Origin of the sequence: Candidatus Lernaella stagnicola, assembly GCA_030765525.1 — a bacterium.
In the GTDB taxonomy this organism is placed as follows: Bacteria; Lernaellota; Lernaellaia; order Lernaellales; family Lernaellaceae; genus Lernaella; species Lernaella stagnicola.
On the sequence record JAVCCK010000035.1, the window covers coordinates 121,147 to 137,945 of the forward strand.

Below are 16,799 nucleotides of genomic sequence, written 5' to 3' on the forward strand. Positions count from 1 at the left end.
GACATACAGGCGACAACGAGGCGCCCGACGCGCTAAAATGCGCTGTTTATGCCGCACGACGCGGCGAATCGGAAGCTATGACGAGGAACATGCCGCACTTACCCACGACTTTGGACGAAGCGCAGAGCCGAGGCTGGAACGAACTGGATGTCATTCTGGTCACCGGCGACGCCCACGTGGACCATCCGTCTTTCCCCGCCGCCTTGTTGGGCCGCGTGCTCGAAGCGGCAGGCTTTCGCGTGGGTGTGATCGCGCGACCGGACGTCAACGACCCGGCGGATATTGCTCGTCTGGGAATTCCGCGTTTGTTCTTTGGCGTAACGGCCGGCAGCCTTGATTCGATGGTCGGCAATTACACCGCTCTCAAGCGTCGCCGTTCCGACGACCCCTACGCACCGGGCGGCATGGCCGGGGGGCGGCCCGATCGAGCGCTGACCGTGTACTGCAACCTCATCCGGCGCAATTTCGGCAAAGCGGCGTTCCTCGTGGCGGGCGGCCTGGAGGCGGGCCTGCGTCGCTTCGCGCATTACGATTATTGGAGCGACGCCGTGCGGCGGTCGGCTTTGATGGACTGCGGCGCCGACGTGCTGGTCCACGGCATGGGGGAAGGGCCGATTGTCGAAATCGCCAAGCGGCTCGATCACTTGTTGGCCGAGGAGCCGATGCTTCTCGAAGCGCGTCGCGCCGGCCGTAAAGTGGAGCCCAGTCGGCAAGTGGCGGCGGTAAACGAGGTCGCGGGCGTCGTGTATCGGGTCCCGAAAAATAGTAATCCGCCGCCGGATGGCATTGCTTTGCCGCCCGCGGAAGAAGTGGCGGAGAACCCGCGAAGTTACGCCCACGCCCATCAATTGCAGGAAACAAACTGCGACCGTGCGATGTGGCAAGAGACCGGCGGCATGCGCGTGGTCGCCAATCCGCCTTGGCCACCGCTCAGCGGTTCGGAACTCGATCGCATCTACGGGCTCGATTTCACGCTGGACGTGCATCCGGTGTACGGCGGCGAGCGGGTGCCCGCGTTGGAGCAGGTTCGTTTCGGTATCACCGCGCACCGCGGCTGCTTCGGCGGTTGCGCCTTCTGCGCGATCGGGGCGCATCAGGGCAAAGCGATTTCGTTTCGTTCGGAAGCGTCGATCCTGGACAACGTTCGACGCGTTGTCGCCCATCCGGATTTTCGCGGCACGATCTCGGACCTGGGCGGGCCGACCGCCAACATGTACGGCATGTCATGCGGGAAGGAGGGCGGCTGCAACCGTCCGTCATGCCTGTGGCCGAATCGGTGCCGCCATTTGTCGGTTGATGCGACGCCTTACTTGGAACTTCTGCGAAAGGCCTCGGCCGTGCCGGGCGTCAAGCACCTATTCGTGACGACCGGTATCCGCACCGATTTGGCCGTGCTGTCCGAGGCGCTGATGAAGCGGTTGGCCGCCCACCATACCAGCGGATTGATGAAAGTCGCGCCGGAACACGTCGTCGGGCGGGTGTTGGATTTCATGCGCAAACCGGACATCGAAAGCTTCGTGAAGTTTCTCGACATGCACCGCGGTTTCTCGAAAGCGGCAGGCCGCGAGCAGTACGTGCTGCCGTATTTCATCGCCGCGCATCCGGGCTGCACATTGGAGGATATGAAGCGCGTCAAGCAGTTCATGCGCCGGCACGGACTCACCGTCGAACAGTGCCAGATTTTCACGCCGACGCCGGGCACCGCCGCCACGACGATGTACGCGACGGGGCTCGACCCAGCCACGCTCGAAGCGGTTTACGTGGAACGCGATCCGAAGATGAAGCAGGCGCAAAAGGACTTGATTCTAGGCTGACCTAACCCGCGTTTAGCACCCACAACCAGTGTCATTTGCAGTGTCTGCGCCGTTATCGGCGTCGGCACGGTCGTTATCTGCGTCGTCGTCGGTGTCGTCATCATCGTCATTGGCGTCGTCGTCGTCACCAACGGTGTCGTCGTCGTCGTCGTCGTCATCGTTGTCATCGTTATTATCGTCGTCGTCATCGTCGTCGTCGTCATCGTCACCGGGCACGTAGGGTGCGACCTCGGCCACGTTGCTGATGCGCGAACGATGGCCCTCGTTGTCCACGGCAATCAAGGCGATGCGCTGGGCGGTGACGGTCGAGATCTCAAAGGTCGCCGAGTCGCCGCCGTATTCAGGGCCGGGGGTAAGCGCCACTCCGGGAGCGGCTTGAAAGGAATTCCAGTCGGACAAATCGATGGAACCGTCGGCGTCCAGCCGCACCGTGTAATTCGACGCGCGCCCGCACCACCAATCGTCGCCGGGTGCCGTAAACTCAAGTAATAAGGAGCCATTCGGCGTTTCCGCGGCGGTCAAATCGGTCACGCGGGCCGGTGGCAGGGTGTCGGCGCCGTGGTACCCGGTGTTGCGTTCGTCGTGATGGAAGCGCGGCCAGTCGGAATTCGGCTCGCCATCCGGGCATGTTTCGCCGAGGCTTTCCCAGGCGTAGAGATATCCCTCGCGGGTGTGAGAGACGACTTCCACCATGCCGTCGGCATCGATGTCGCCCACCGCAGGCGAGGCAAGTGTCCATTTTTGCGTGTATTTTGGCCACCCGGCAATTTCGCGGCCGTTCTTGCGATGCGCGTGCACCAGGTAGTCGCCGGTACCGCCGATTATTTCGCGCATGCCGTCGCCGTCCAAATCGCCGGTGACCGGCTGGATCAGCAGCGGCAGGTCGCCGTATTTCGCCCTGACGACCTTCCGGTACGGTGGGTCGAGCTTGAAGCCGTTGACCACGGATTTGATGGCTTTCAGTCCGCCCGGAGTCAATTGCAGGAGCCCGATGGCGGGCTGCAGGTAAATGGGGTCTTCGGTCGGATCGAGGGCCGACAAGCACGGCGAACCGGCGGCGTTGATGGACAGAGACCCCTCCAAGTGTTCGATTTCAAAGCCATCCACGCTGTAGCGCAGAATTTGCGGCACCCACACCATCGCGCCGACGGCAATCGTCGTCTTTTCGCCCGCGGTCCAAACGGCCGGCGAGCCGGAAATTCCGCCGATGATGTTGAAAAACGGCAACACGCTCGAACCCTGCAGAGGCGTGGCGGGCCAGTTCGGCAGGAACGGGCCGCCGGGGTGGTTCATGCCGTCGTGGTAAATGGCGTAGAGGCGACCGGAGTCACGATCACCGCCCGGGCATTCCTCGCTGGTGGGTACGAGCACGGAAAGGCGCTGGCTGATCTGCGGGTCCGGATGCCGCGGGTCGAGTATGCCCACCGCGGGCGTGCCGAAAATGGCAAAGGGGATGTCGGAACCGTTGCACACTTTGTCGCGAGGCACCAAGCCTTGGTCCGACCGGCAAAACACCGGCCAACCCGGCAGCGGCGTTGCGCTCCCCGGCGACGGGGCCGGTTTCCACGCATACATTTTTTGATCGAGGGAACCGGCGATGATTTCAAGCACGCCGTCCAGGTCCAAGTCTGCAAGTACCGGCGAAGACATGAATCCGTTGCCTTGTCCGTATCCGAGAACCGACGACGGGTCGACCGGATTGGCGCTTACCGGAAAGCCCGGCAAAAACGTGCCGCCGTTGTTTGGATCGATCGCGTAGACCTTGCCGCCCAAGGTGGCCGCGACGATCTCCGGCGTCGAGTCGCTGAACAGATCGCCCACCGCGACCGAAGCGAAAATGCCCGCTCGATACAGCGGGTCGTCGCCGGAGAGATCCATGGGGAAGCCCGGCAGGTTCGCCCAGGTGCCGAGGCCCTCATCGAATTTGAGGACCACCAATTCGCCGGCGCCGGTGCCGAAGATGATTTCCATGCGGCGGTCGGGATCGCCGTCCAGATCGTAAAGCAGCGGCGAGGATTCACCCGAAGCGCCGATCCACAGCGGGAACCCGGGAACCAGGCCGTTGTCCGGGTCGGCGTCGGTGTGAACGCTGATCGTCTTGCGCGATTCGCCGACGACCAACGCTCCGTCAAGCGCTTCGTACGCCGCTTGGACGCGCAACGTGGCGTCGAAGGCGAACAGTCCGTCGATGGGCCGCGCGGCCCATTCGGGATCGATGTATTCGGCGACTTGGAACGTCGTGATGAGCCCTTCGACCGAGGAGGTCGCATCGCCGTAGTCGACGGTGACGAACTCTTCCTCGGCGGGCTGGTGTCCCGGCGCGATCTGCACCGACCAAGTAAGCGGGTAGGTTCGCGCGCTGATCCGGCCGGTCACGTCGATCGCGTCGTCCGCCGCCGGGTCGAATGTCGTCCACCATTCCGGGGCGGTGATGCGAACTACGGGCGGAATCTTTGACGGCAGGCCCCGGTCGACATCGCCGACCGCGCGCATCGCGGCTTCCATATCAGGCCGGCCGTAGCCGTAGGTGGCATCCGGCCCGGGCAGGCACGGTTGACTAAGCTGAATGAAGGAGAAGCACCGGTCTTGTATGTCGTAGGCCGTCATGGTGAGGATTTGCTTGGCTTCGTCGGCCTCGAGATCGATGCCCTGCTCGTGGGCGTAGCTAAACAGCAACGCAAACAAGCCGGACAGGCTGGCCACCGCTTCGGACGTGCACTCGGAACCGGAGGGGACCGCGAGCATCGTGTGCGAACCGTAGCCGGTGCACCAGGATTCGGTGAAGGCGTAGTCTTCGCCCTCGAATCCGTCCGGGAAGTGGGCCGGCGGAAGGGGGATCATCGATTTGACGGCAATGGCATCTTCGCCCGCGTAAGGCATCCAGTGGTGAAAGCTCAGGGCGTCGCACGTAACGCCGACAGCTACCGTGCCTGCGTCATAGGCGTCGATCACTTCTTGCTGGCCTTGGCGCGACCACGTAAAGTTCGCGCCCGCGTGGCTGATCACCGAAGCGCCCATCGCGTTGGCGTAGCGTATGGACGCCGCCAACATGCCGAAATCGTAAAACAGGCCGGTGGACGCGCGAAGCGGAATAATCATGCAATTCGGGCACGCGCCGACATAACCGCCCACGCTGTTATTGCCCTCCGAAACGATTTCGCGCGCTTGCCAGTGGCCGTGGTTGCCCAGGGGAAGGGCGGCAGTGTCCAACGCTTCGTTGACGTTGCGCAGGAAATCCCACCCGGAGATATCGTCGACAAACCCGTTGGCGTCGTCGTCGAAACCGTCGGAGAATGTCTGGATCAATTGGTAGGCATCGCGGTTTCCCGGGGCACCCAGGCGGTCGTCGTAGCGATAATCCTCGACGTTGAAACGCCCGTCTTCGTTGCAGTCGTATTCGTCGCAAGGATCGCCTTCGATATTGGGCAGCGGCAGTTCGCCAACGTTGATGAAAATGTTCCGGCGAAATTCGTTGTCGTGGTAGTGGCTGATGCCGGTGTCGACCAGAGCAATGAGGATATCGGGGCTACCAGTCGTGTATTTCCACGCGCCGGTGACATTCATGCCGGGAATCTGCCACGGCTCGGCGGGCCCTTCCGGATCGAAGGGATTGTACCCGAGAAAGGGAGAGGCTTGGTTGTACGTGGCGCGAAACGCCGGCGGGTTATAGGGGTCAAAATTAGGCGGCGAGTAATCGTTGGGAATGTTCGCCACGAACACGCCGTCGAAAGGCAGGCTGCCCAAAAACGGCTTACCGACCAGGCTTAATACGTCTTCGGTGATAACCAGTTGGTAGCGTTGCCCCCACGTCCAACTTGCGGACGGCGTAAAAACGACCGTGTCCTCGCCGGTGAAGGAAATACCCCCCGCCACGGGGTCGCCGAGCGGAAACGTGACGATGGAAAACGAGGTTTCATCGACGGTCGCGGGGTCGACGGCTTCGTCGAAGGTAACGGTCACCACCGTTGTCGTCCGCGTCACTCGCGTTGCGAAGTTCGGGGTCATTTCCAGCACATCAAACGCCGCAACCGGAAGCGACAGGAGGAATAGAGCCAACAAAAATGTGAAACCAAAACACGCTTTAGGCATAGACCATTCCTTCCCGGGCAAACGGCCGCGGTCCATCGACGCCTTCGATCTAAAAGACGCCATCCATGGGCTTCGAAGTCACGACGACCGAGCCGACACAACCGGCAAGCTTACAACAAAACGGGGCCGGTTCAAGTTGCGACCGGCTCTGTCTTTCGGTGTCGGAAAAAATGCGATCCGGCTCTTACCCTGTGGGGGCGTCTGCCAGTTCCGGAGGCGGTACGACCTTGACACCTCGTTGCTCGCAGAAACGGCGAAAGCCGAGCAAACGCGTGTTCAGCATCTCCATTTCCAGCGCGCCGGTTGGGCAGTTGTTCACGCACCCTAAACAAAGGATGCATTGGTCGTGGTCGATTTGGCGAGCTTGAAGGTGGATGGCGCCGACCGGGCACGTGGCCTCACAAGCCCCGCACTGAATGCATGTTTCGGGATTGATGGTGTGGTGGTTGATGCCGAGCTTCGTCCACCAACGTAGGTTGAACGACCGCGACATGTCCTCGATGCTGAACTTGGTTTCACTTGTGTCTTCTTGGCCGTTCCGCGCGGCAAGGACGATTTGCCGGGCGAATTCACGCGCCTGTTCGTACGTGTCTTCGTTGGGCAGGTGCCGGTATTGCAGCGTGCGTTTGTCGTTGCCGAAGGACCACGTTGGCGCAAAGGCCGACATGTTGCCGAACGCCGTGTGTCCGACCGGCATCGCGCCGCGCTCGCGCATCGCGTGCAGCAAACGAACGGCCGTGTTTTGTACATTGTGACCGATGCCGCCATAGGTGACGAATCCGGCTCCGGCTTTCCCGGCGAGGGGCGGCAACTTTTGCAGGAAGCGCTGCATCCCTTCGGGCACGTCGACGTAGAAAATCGGCGATCCGAGTACGATTAAATCCGCCTCTGCCAGGGCCTCGATTTGCATTTCCCGGCACGCGCCGGCGGTGACGGCGATGTTTTCCTTTTCCAGTGTCTTGGCGATCAAACGGCCCATGCGCTCGGTATGGCCGGTTTGGCTGTACCAGACGACGGCCGCTTTTTTAACCTCGATCGGTTGGGCCGCCTGCGGGGGCCGGCTGCCGGGATTATCGGCCCGGGCTTTGCCGAGACCGCACCGGGCTGCAATGGTCGTTGCTGTCATTACGGTTAGGAAACGGCGACGGTTCATGGTGGTTCCCTTTATGAGCGGTTCAGCCGGCGCGTTCGATGACGGCGCGAGCGGTTTTCTCGAGGATCTGCACGGCAAAAACCAGCATCTGGAAGCGCGGGTCTTTGGTTTGGCCGTGGTAGAAACGGTAGTAGATCTGCTGCGCGATCACGGCGAGCCGGAACAGGCCGAAGCAATAATAGAAATCAAACGAGTCGATCTCGCGGCCCATTTGTTGTGCATAGAGGGCCACGATTTCGTCACGCGTGAGCATGCCGGGTAGATGCGTCGGCAACTGCCGCATCATCTGCAGGTCGTCGGGATCGGCGGGGCTGACCCAGTAGGCAAGTGAGCCGCCCAGGTCCATGAGCGGATCGCCGATGGTCGCCATTTCCCAATCGAGCACGCCGATGATGCGCGTGGGGTCGTCCGGGTCGAGCACCAGGTTGTCGAACTTGTAGTCGTTGTGAATCAGGGCGGGCGTCGCGCTGTCCGCCGGCATGGTTTGGGCAAGCCACGCCATGACGGCTTCGAAATCCGGCGCGTCGTCAGTTTTCGCGCGGCGATAGCGGCGACTCCATCCTTCCACCTGCCGCCGCACGTAACCTTCCGGTTTGCCGAAATCGCCCAAGCCCGCCGCGTGGTAGTCGAGCGAGTGAAGTTTGCACCATAGGTCGACGAGGTTTTCGCACAACGAGCGCGCCTGTTCCGGGCTCAGCGTCATGCCCTTGGGCGGATTAGCGCGCAAAATGATGCCGCGAATGCGGTCCATGACGTAAAACGGCGCGTCGGTCACCGCCGGGTCGTCGCAGTACGCCAGCGGCTCGGGGCAATAGGGGAAGACGGGCCGCAGTGCCCTGAAAATGTTGTATTCGCGGGCCATGTCGTGCGCGGTCTCGGCTTTGGTGCCGAAGGGCGGGCGGCGCAGCACCAGTTCGCGGTCGCCGATCGAGACCAGGTAGGTCAGGTTCGAGAAGCCGCTGGGGAACTGAAGTACCTGCAAGTCACCCTGCAAACCGGGGATCGTGTCTTTCAGGAAAGCTTCCACTTTGTCCCAAGGGAGTTCTTCGCCGCTGCGAATCGGCTTGGCTTTGTCGATGAATTCCACGCCCATGCTTCGTGCCCTCATTTCACCCGGCGTCCGGCGTAGCGTCGCGCCATGCGTTTGCCGAACGACACTTTGTGCACTTCGTCGGCGCCGTCGTAGATGCGCGCGGCGCGCTCGTGGCGGTAGAAGAAGGCGAGAATCGTGTCGTCCGTCATGCCCAACCCGCCGTGCACCTGCAAGGCGCGGTCGACCACGCGCCCCATGGCGTTGGCGACCATGAATTTGATCAGCGAGATCTCATCGCGCGCAGCCTTCGCGCCTTCGCGGTCGATCTTCCACGCGGCGTGCAAGGTCATGAGGCGGGCCGCCTGAATTTCGGCAGCCGACTCGGCGATCCACGATTGCACGATCTGCTTGGAGGCGAGGGTGCGGCCGTCCGGAGAGATGAGGCGCTCGTTGGCGCGGGCGCAAAGCAGGTCGAACGCGCGTTTGCAGATTCCCAGCCAGCGCATGCAATGGTGAATGCGGCCGGGGCCGAGGCGTTCCTGCGCGATGGCGAAGCCGAAGCCGCCGCCGCCCAGGAGGTTTTCTTGCGGCACGCGGCAGTTCTGGAAGAGCACCTCGCCGTGGCTGAAATAGTCGCTGCCTTCGTGCCCCATCACGGCGATATTCCGCACGAGTTCGTAGCCGGGCGTGCCGGTGGGGACGATGATCATGCTGGCGCGCAGGTGCGGCGGGGCGTCCGGATGGGTGATGGCCATGACGATGGCGAATTGGCTGCCGTCGGCGCCGGTCGTATACCACTTGCGGCCGTTGATGACGTAATCGTCGCCGTCTTCGACCGCCGTCGCGGCGAGCATCACCGGGTTGGAGCCGGGCAGGTCGATCTCAGTCATCGCGAAGCAACTGCGGATTTCCCCGGCCGCCAGCGGCAAGAGGTAGGTCTCCTTCTGCCGGTCGTTGCCGTACAGGTGCAGAATTTCCATGTTGCCGGCATCGGGCGCCTGGCAGCCGAAAACGTAGTGGCCGAGGGGGGAGCGACCGAGCGCTTCGGATACCAGCCCGTGCTCGACGAGGTTTAGGCCCATGCCGCCGTATTCCTTCGGTTGGTTCGGGGCCCAAAGTTCCATCTGTTTGACGGTGTTTCGCTTTTCGCGGAGCGCGGGCAGCATGTCGCGGAATTCATGCACCATGAACTCCGGTTCCAGCGGGATCAGTTCTTGGTCGACGAATTCATCGATGAGCGCGAGGATCGTTTTCATTTTTTCCGAAATCGAAAAGTCCACGGGTCATCTCCCCATTTATGTCGAGAATCAGTGTGCGACGTACGCGTCCGCCTAATGGACCGGACGGCGTATCGCGGCATCTTCGCAACCGCTCGGCGACAAGTCAAGAAACAGGCCGTTGCACTCGCCGAAGTCGACCGGTAGTTTTACGGGACAGAACGAATCGGGACGGGAGCTCATGAACATTCTCGTGTGCGTCAAGCAAATCGTCGATGTCGATGCGCAACTGCGAATCGATGCGAACGGTCGGGAATTGGCGACGGATCCGCACACCGAGTACCGACTCAATCGATATGACGAATACGCCGTGGAGGCTGCGTTGCGCCTGCGGGAAGCGGCCGGTCGCGGTTCGGTGGCGGTGGCCTCGGTCGGTCCGCCCCGGGTCGTGCAGGTGTTGCGCCGCGCGATGGGCATGGGCGCGGATCGCGGTTTTCACATTGCGGCGGACGCGAACCTCGACGCTCGTTCCATCGCCGCGTGCCTGGCGGAATTGTGCCGGCGGGAACGGTTTGATTTGGTCCTCGCGGGCGTGATGTCCGAAGACGCGATGCAGTCCGCCGTGGGGCCGATGATCGCGGCGTTGCTCGATTATCCCTGTGTCACCAATGTCGTCGACATGGGGCTCGACGAGGAATGCGACGCGGCGGTGACGCGCGAGGTGGAAGGCGGACGGCGCGAGATTTTCGCGCTGCGTTTCCCGGCGTTGGTGACGGTGCAAAGCGGGCCGAACAAGCCACGGTATCCGAAGCTGTCGCTGATGCTGCGCGCCAATCAAAGCGAAGTCGCGGAGTTGTCGGCTGTCGAGTTGGACGCCGGCTGCCGGGAGCGCGCGATCACGAAAATGGAGTTTCCGCAACAACATCGGCAGACACGGTTTTTGGCGGGTGACACCTCGGCGAAGGCAGCGGAACTGGCTCGGCTGCTGCGCGAGCGCCACTATTTCGCAACGGACAAGCGATGAAAAGAATCATCGTCGGCGTTGAGCATTTGGACGGGGAAATCACGCCGATTTCCTTCGAGTCGGCCGCGTGCGCCGTGCGTTTGAGTTCCTTGCTCGATGTCTTGCCCCTGGCGGTAATCGTCGGAGTGGACATCGACGAACTCGCGTCACGCTTCGCCGAACGAACCGGTTTGGATGTCGTCGCGGTGCATTGCCCGGCCGGGCGCACACTGACGGCGGCGGCGTTATCGAACGTGGTGAATTCGCTCGAAACGGTTTGCGTGTGCCTACCTCAAACAGTGGTGGGCGGGCAAATCGCGCCCATGCTGGCCGTGGTGCTAGACGGCGACTGCATCACCGGCGTTGAGGACTTCACGCGCGAAGGCGCGCGACTTTTGGTTCGCCGCGCGTCGCACAACGCGAAGATTGCGGAGTGGGCCGCCGTGCGCGACTACCCGCTGGTCGTGACGGTGGCGCAGGGCGCGTTTTCCTTTGCGAAAGGCGACACGGTGCGTAGCGGCAGCGTCACGCATCTTGATTTCGATATCGGCGACGAGCGAATTACCTATCGAGGTGTCGCTGTGGCCGAGGCGACCGACACCGAACTGGCCGAAGCGGAGATCATCTTTGCCGCGGGGCGGGGGATCGGCGCGCGGGAGAATCTGGCCGTGGTGGAGCAACTGGCCGGGCGTTTCGCGGGCGGCGCCGTGGCCGGTTCGCGGCCGGTATGCGATGCGGGGTGGCTACCCTATCGGCGGCAGGTCGGCCAGACGGGCGCTGCGGTGCGGCCGAGAACGTACGTCGCTTGCGGCGTGTCGGGAGCCACGCAGCACGTGCAAGGTATGCGGGAGGCAGAGTTCGTGGTGGCGATCAACAAGGACGAGCACGCGCCGATTTTCCAGCATGCGAACGTGGGCGTCGTGGAGGACGTCAAGGCATTTCTGCCGGTATTGCTGTCGTTGCTGCGCGAGGCGGACTAACATCAACCTCCAGTGGTGAAACATAATCGCGGCGGGCGCTGTCTTACACGATACAGGTGACAATCAATCGCGAAGGTGGCAATTTATCGGCTGACGGCTCGCCCGCAGGTTTCATTCAACACGATCGATTGTTGTGAGCTTCCCCGGACGAACGTGGAGGGTGTCATGGTTGGAGAATCGAAAACTCGAAGTCGTTGGTTTTTGATCGCCGCGTTCGTGCTGATCCTGAGCGCGGCATGCGCCGGTTGCGATGGGAATCTGTTCGCTCCCAAACCGGCCGTCGTCTACGTGTCGTTCGACGACCTCGACGGGCTGCAACAAGAAGCCGTCGTCTTTTTCGAGGGGCGGCAAGTCGGCAAGGTCGCCGCGATCCAAGGCCTCGCCAACGGCGGCGCGCGGGTGACGCTGTCGATCCCGGCCACTCAAGCCGCGGGCATTTGCGCAAACCCCGTGGTCGCCATCAAAAAGCCGGGATTTTTAGCCGGGAATGAAGCGAAACCGGAAGTACACATGATGTGCCGTTATGCGTCGGGCAAAGCCCTGGCGACCGGGCAGTCGTTGCATGGCGTCTCGTGGTTCCGCTACCGGGTGGTGAGCACCAGCCGCTCGGTAAAAGACGGACTAACCGACCTCGTGGAGGAAGTCGACCAACTCACCGACGACCTGGATGAATTCGTGGCGTCGAAGGATTTCGAATACGTGCTGGATTCCGTTGCGGTCGCGACGCGAAAAATCGAGATGGCCACCGTCGAGCAAAAAGAAAAGCTCGCGAAACAAACGCTGCCGAAATTGGAGCGCCAAATTGAAGCAGCCCGGCAGCACTACGAAAAACTCGGCGAGGTCAAAAAAGCGCGCGAATTGGACCACGCCCTGGAAGCGTTGCGACAGAAGTCCGCACCCTGACGCGGTGCCGGAATAGCGACCGCGGACACATTGCCTGTACAGGGAAAGTCTTTGTTCGTTTATAGATTACAAAGAATCGCACACCCTGATCGTTATTATGTCGGATTAAGCCATGATCCGCAGCGCCGCCTTGCCGAGCATAATTCCGGCAAATCGGTACACACGAATAGATATCGACCCTGGCGGTTAGTGTCCTACCATTGGTTCGCCGACGAAGCCAAAGCGCGCTCCTTTGAAGAGTATTTGAAATCAGGCTCAGGCCGAGCCTTTGCGAGAAAAACATTTTTGACATCTTCGCCCAGTTGTGGATAATAGATCGTGTACCCTTACGTATACAAACGTAATTGGAGGGTCTTTTGCGCCGCCACGTACAACCGCGCAAAACAAAAGATGTTTCCAGTGACGGGACGGCAACCGCTGCACCCGATCTCTTGCACGCGTTTGTGCCCGAAAGACCCCATTTGGGCCCCCAATATCCGTTTTCGCCCCCTGGGCGCCGTAGCTTTGGCGAAGGCGGCTCTCTCTCTGAATCTTTCCCGTGCCGAGCGAAGGCGAAGCATGGACTTCGCGCAACTCGTCCTAAAGATGAGAGTGCTTATAAATCAAGTAGCTACGAGACGCGATTTTCCGAAGGTTTGACTCTCAATGCCTGTGCACATACAACTTCCTTTTCTAGAAAGGCTTGATCATGGCTGAAACAAACGGAAATCAGATTATTCGTCACGAGGATTTAGCTGTCATCAATAATGCCGAATCGCGAGATGTTTTCGTAGCCTATCCATACTCTTTGGAAAACCTCCATGATTATAGGAACACTTACCTCAGATTGAAGTCAAATTTTCATGCTAACTTTATCTTCGCTGATAATGAGCATACAGGGGAAATGCTTTTACAAAAAATCGCTGCTCAGATTAAAGCATCCAGGATGGCCCTTTTCGACGTAAGCATGTGGAACGCTAATGTTATTCTGGAATTAGGCATAGCAATGGGCCTTGACATTCCTACCTATATCTTTTTTAATCCGGCCTACACTCCCCATCAGTCTATTCCAAGCGATATTGATGGCATAGACAGAAAAGTATACTCAAATATAGATGAATTATCTATAGCTGTATCTGCAGTTCTTGAAAGGCATTTGGCTGTCGACGATGATTATATTATTAAAAATGCTTATATTCAAATAAAGCATAAAAAATTAGAAGACCAAGACATGACAAAATACAGAGAAATTTATGCGAACATTGGCAGTGTGCCACGAGAATTAATTCGTTTGCTAGGAAACGAAAAAGATTCTTGGCTTCCACTTATTGAACAACAAGAATTTGAGGAACTTGCGCGGCAATTTTATTTAAGATTTTTAGCAAGAGAACCTGAGAACCATTCTGTGGTTCAAGGTAGGGCCTTTCAATTGGAAAGTGAGTGGGAGAAACACGGTGAGATTTCTCGGAATGTTGATGACTATGTGAATTCCCAGGAGTATTCGAATCGATTTGGCGATAGAATTGTTCCTTACAATGAATGACGAGGATAAGTGCATTCTCTCGGGGCACTGTCGACAAAAGGATTTTCCGGGGACAGGATTGTCCGGGGACAGTATATAGAAAATGAAGGAAGATCTACCGTTTGATAGGGTTCGCTCATGGCACGCATTGCTCGAATCGTGGCGGTCGAGCATCCACATCATGTGATTCAACGAGGGAATCGTCGGCAGTCGACGTTTTTCTGCGATGAGGACTATGAATCCTATCTCGATCTCATGGCCGGGTGGTGCACGAAACACGCCGTCGAAATATGGGGCTATTGCCTGATGAGCAATCATGTCGATCTGATTGCCGTGCCGACGAGGACCGAGGAAAGCTTGCGACTGGCCATTGGCGAGGGCCACCGCAGGTACACCCGGAGGATTAAATTCCGGGAGGGATGGCGGGGCCATTTGTGGCAGGAGCGGTTCCATTCATATCCCATGGATGAATATCCTTTACTCGCGGCCGCCCGGTACGTGAAACAAAACCCGGTTCGTGCGGGGATGTTGGAAAAGGCTGGCGACTACCCGTGGAGCAGCGCTGCGGCGCACCTGGCCGGGCGGGACGATCGTCTGGTTCTGGTCAAGCCACTGCTTGAAATGATCGATGATTAAAAAGAATATCTCGATGAAGAAAATCCCGAAGAGACGGTACGTCAAATTCGGAAACACGAACAGACGGGCAGGCCGCTGGGCAGCAACTCCTTTGTGGAAAGGCTGGAGAAAGCATTGGGACGGGTATTGCGGCCACTGAAACCGTGGGAAAAGAAAACAAAAGAGTGAATTTCTATTTACTGTCCCCGGAACCTCCGCGATTGCAATGCTCCAGTACTTCCACTGCTCACGAATCTTGCCTGGACAACGCCGATCTGCGACGGCAGAATATGTTGAATGATGAAACGACAGCTTTTTCGAACCTGTCTCCAAGTCAACCAACCTGTCGAGTGGGGAGTGTTCCATGCCCTCTGAGTACAAGAACTGCCTCGTCACTTTTTTTGACATCCTTGGGTTTTCGAGTCTTGTTTCTGAGGAGCAATCTGCCGAGAAAATCGAGAGCATTTTGGAAGCAATGCGGTCTATTTCTCAGCCCGACCCAATATCAAACTTGTCTCAAAAATTTGAAGAGATAAAGGGTAGGCTCGAGATGCTCAAAACATCGAAGCAGAAAATCGCTACTCTTGAAGAGCGAAAAAAATGGGAAAAGGATTTTGCACAGGCAACAAGTGATCTTAACGACATACTAAAACCGGAAGATATTGCAAAGAAACAGATGAACAGAATGCAAACCATCAATTTCTCCGACTCGATTGTGAGAGTTGTCCCCCTCTTTGCCGTCTCAAGTTTATTTTCGCAAGTAATGATGGTCGTCTACGAATTTTTCGTGTTGAATCGTATTTTAGCTGATCTAGCATTAAAGAAAATATTATTACGAGGCGGAATAACAATCGGCGCTATAAATGTAGGAGAATCTCATGTTTTTGGCCCCGCTCTCATTAAGGCATATAGACTCGAATCAAGACTGGCACGCTATCCCAGAATCGTTGTGGATTCCAACGTTCTCGATTTATTTCATTCGCCAGAGCTTGCAGCTGCGACCCATGAAGCTGGCGTAGTAATTGATTTAAATAAAATGATTGAGGGCCAAATTCGAAAAGACCACGACGGCGTGTGGTTCATGGATTATATTGAAGGCAATCGTAGAGTTACAAAGAAAGAGTGGTTTGCAAAATTCATTCAAGAGCATAAAGAAGCGGTCATCACAAGGATAGAAGAATTTTGTAGCCATTCTCAAGATGCCTCAATTGGGGAGAAATTATTTTGGATTGCGAACTATCATAATTCAAGCGTTGATTATATTGAAGCTGAAGAAATCGCCAAAATGGGCGTTGAACCATCGGAATTGAAAATTATAGTTCCAAAATTGAATTACTGAATCATATTATTCCGCTGTAGAGTTACGAGAATTCTTTGTTTCCCAAACCGTAGTTTTCTCGCTGCTCTTCCCACAGCAGTGGAATCTGCTTCTTGGTGAGGCGGGCCAGCGACAAGCCCGACGGTTCCCTGCCGTCGAGAATGGCGTCGATGATGTCTGGGGCGAGCAGCGTGAGATCGAGGATGCGGCTCACGTAAGCGCGGTCCACCCTAAGACGCTTGGCGAGCGCGGCGATAGATGCGATCTTTCCAGTTTCCAGAAGTTCCGGCCAGCGGGAGGTTCGCGCCAGGGCAACCACCAGAGGCCGCTGGGTTTTGGAACGGCCCATGTCGGTCGCCTGATAATCTTCCGGCGTGATGATTTCTTTTCGACCGCCACGTTTTTTGAATTTCAGCGGGATGTGGATACGAATGTTTTCGCCGTTGCGTTGGAGATTGATCTTGTCTTTCTTTTCAGCCATTCGTTGCTGTCCTTTCTTATCTGTCGTCCAGTTAGTTGACCAGACTGTGCAGACTATCGGAGCCCATGAGCACTTCGGCGCCGTCTTCGTGGACGATCACTTTGTCGACCAACAGGCTCACGATTCGTGCTTGCACGGCCGGGCGCCTGCGGACGCGCGGTACGCGCTAACGCGACCGATCGGTTTGTAAAGGTTTTGTTTAAATGCTTGCCCCCCTCCGGTAGACTTGTTTATCTGGTGTAGGACGAAGTAGCGCGAAATCCAAACCTGTCGTAATGGAGAGCCCCGGCCATGCCCTCGGACGCCCAGGCGAGATTGAACGTTTTGGTGATCGACGACGACCGCAAGTTGTGTCGGTTGATCGAAGACTACCTCGCGCCTTTCGGTTACGCGGTAACCAGTGCCTATACGGGCGGGGAAGGGTTGGATGAAGCTCGCACGGACCGGTACGACGTCGTCATCCTGGATGTCATGTTGCCCGGCATGGACGGGTTCGAGGTGTTGCGCCGACTCCGACAGCATTCCGAGATACCGGTGCTGATGCTGACCTCGCGCGGCGACGAAACCGATCGGATCGTGGGCCTGGAAATCGGGGCCGACGACTACCTGCCCAAAACCTTTTCAACCCGCGAACTGCTGGCGCGCCTGCGCGCCGTCGCGCGCCGGTCTTTTGAATACAAGCGGAAAAATGC

At 58.4% G+C, this 16,799-nt stretch carries 13 protein-coding genes; 8 read left to right on the forward strand and 5 right to left on the reverse strand.

Annotated features, from left to right (window positions below):
* Window positions 1-89 precede the first annotated feature (89 nt).
* Window positions 90-1,814, forward strand: coding sequence for a YgiQ family radical SAM protein (locus P9L99_16760; GenBank protein MDP8225013.1), 1,725 nt, complete (start codon window positions 90-92; stop codon window positions 1,812-1,814).
* A 12-nt stretch (window positions 1,815-1,826) separates the two neighbouring features.
* On the opposite strand, the gene P9L99_16765 is transcribed toward P9L99_16760, so the two are convergent.
* The 4 genes from P9L99_16765 to P9L99_16780 form a co-directional block, all read right to left on the reverse strand.
* Entirely contained in the window at window positions 1,827-5,903 is a 4,077-nt protein-coding gene (locus P9L99_16765; protein ID MDP8225014.1) for an Ig-like domain-containing protein, read from the reverse strand.
* A 184-nt stretch (window positions 5,904-6,087) separates the two neighbouring features.
* Window positions 6,088-7,056 (reverse strand): EFR1 family ferrodoxin, encoded by a 969-nt coding sequence (locus tag P9L99_16770; GenBank protein ID MDP8225015.1) that lies wholly within the window; start codon window positions 7,054-7,056, stop codon window positions 6,088-6,090.
* Between the two features lie 22 nt (window positions 7,057-7,078).
* Entirely contained in the window at window positions 7,079-8,164 is a 1,086-nt protein-coding gene (locus P9L99_16775; protein ID MDP8225016.1) for a phosphotransferase family protein, read from the reverse strand.
* Window positions 8,161-9,369: an acyl-CoA dehydrogenase family protein gene (locus tag P9L99_16780; protein ID MDP8225017.1), complete on the reverse strand. Its 1,209-nt coding sequence runs from the start codon at window positions 9,367-9,369 to the stop codon at window positions 8,161-8,163. The genes P9L99_16775 and P9L99_16780 overlap by 4 nt, the downstream gene beginning before the upstream one ends.
* A gap of 178 nt (window positions 9,370-9,547) precedes the next feature.
* Here P9L99_16780 and P9L99_16785 point away from each other — a divergent pair, with 178 nt between their 5' ends.
* The 6 genes from P9L99_16785 (at window position 9,548) to P9L99_16810 (ending at window position 15,647) form a co-directional block, all read left to right on the forward strand.
* Window positions 9,548-10,330 carry an electron transfer flavoprotein subunit beta/FixA family protein gene (locus tag P9L99_16785; GenBank protein MDP8225018.1) on the forward strand — a complete coding sequence of 261 codons (783 nt, stop codon included), beginning with the start codon at window positions 9,548-9,550 and terminating at the stop codon, window positions 10,328-10,330.
* Entirely contained in the window at window positions 10,327-11,289 is a 963-nt protein-coding gene (locus P9L99_16790) for an electron transfer flavoprotein subunit alpha/FixB family protein (GenBank protein MDP8225019.1), read from the forward strand. The genes P9L99_16785 and P9L99_16790 overlap by 4 nt, the downstream gene beginning before the upstream one ends.
* Window positions 11,290-11,454: 165 nt before the next feature.
* A complete protein-coding gene (locus P9L99_16795) occupies window positions 11,455-12,192 on the forward strand; it encodes an MlaD family protein (GenBank protein ID MDP8225020.1) in 738 nt (245 codons plus the stop codon).
* A gap of 688 nt (window positions 12,193-12,880) precedes the next feature.
* The gene (locus tag P9L99_16800; protein ID MDP8225021.1) at window positions 12,881-13,714 is read left to right on the forward strand and encodes a phycobilisome rod-core linker polypeptide; all 834 of its coding nucleotides are present in this window, start codon (window positions 12,881-12,883) and stop codon (window positions 13,712-13,714) included.
* A gap of 117 nt (window positions 13,715-13,831) precedes the next feature.
* A complete protein-coding gene (locus P9L99_16805; protein MDP8225022.1) occupies window positions 13,832-14,329 on the forward strand; it encodes a transposase in 498 nt (165 codons plus the stop codon).
* A 343-nt stretch (window positions 14,330-14,672) separates the two neighbouring features.
* On the forward strand, window positions 14,673-15,647 hold the full coding sequence (locus P9L99_16810) for a hypothetical protein (GenBank protein MDP8225023.1): 975 nt from the start codon (window positions 14,673-14,675) through the stop codon (window positions 15,645-15,647).
* 22 nt (window positions 15,648-15,669) lie between these two features.
* Here P9L99_16810 and P9L99_16815 read toward each other — a convergent pair whose 3' ends face one another.
* Window positions 15,670-16,107, reverse strand: a complete 438-nt coding sequence (locus P9L99_16815; GenBank protein MDP8225024.1) for a hypothetical protein — start codon at window positions 16,105-16,107, stop codon at window positions 15,670-15,672.
* A 291-nt stretch (window positions 16,108-16,398) separates the two neighbouring features.
* Here P9L99_16815 and P9L99_16820 point away from each other — a divergent pair.
* Window positions 16,399-16,799: response regulator (locus P9L99_16820; GenBank protein MDP8225025.1), on the forward strand; the 401-nt coding region annotated here is incomplete at its 3' end.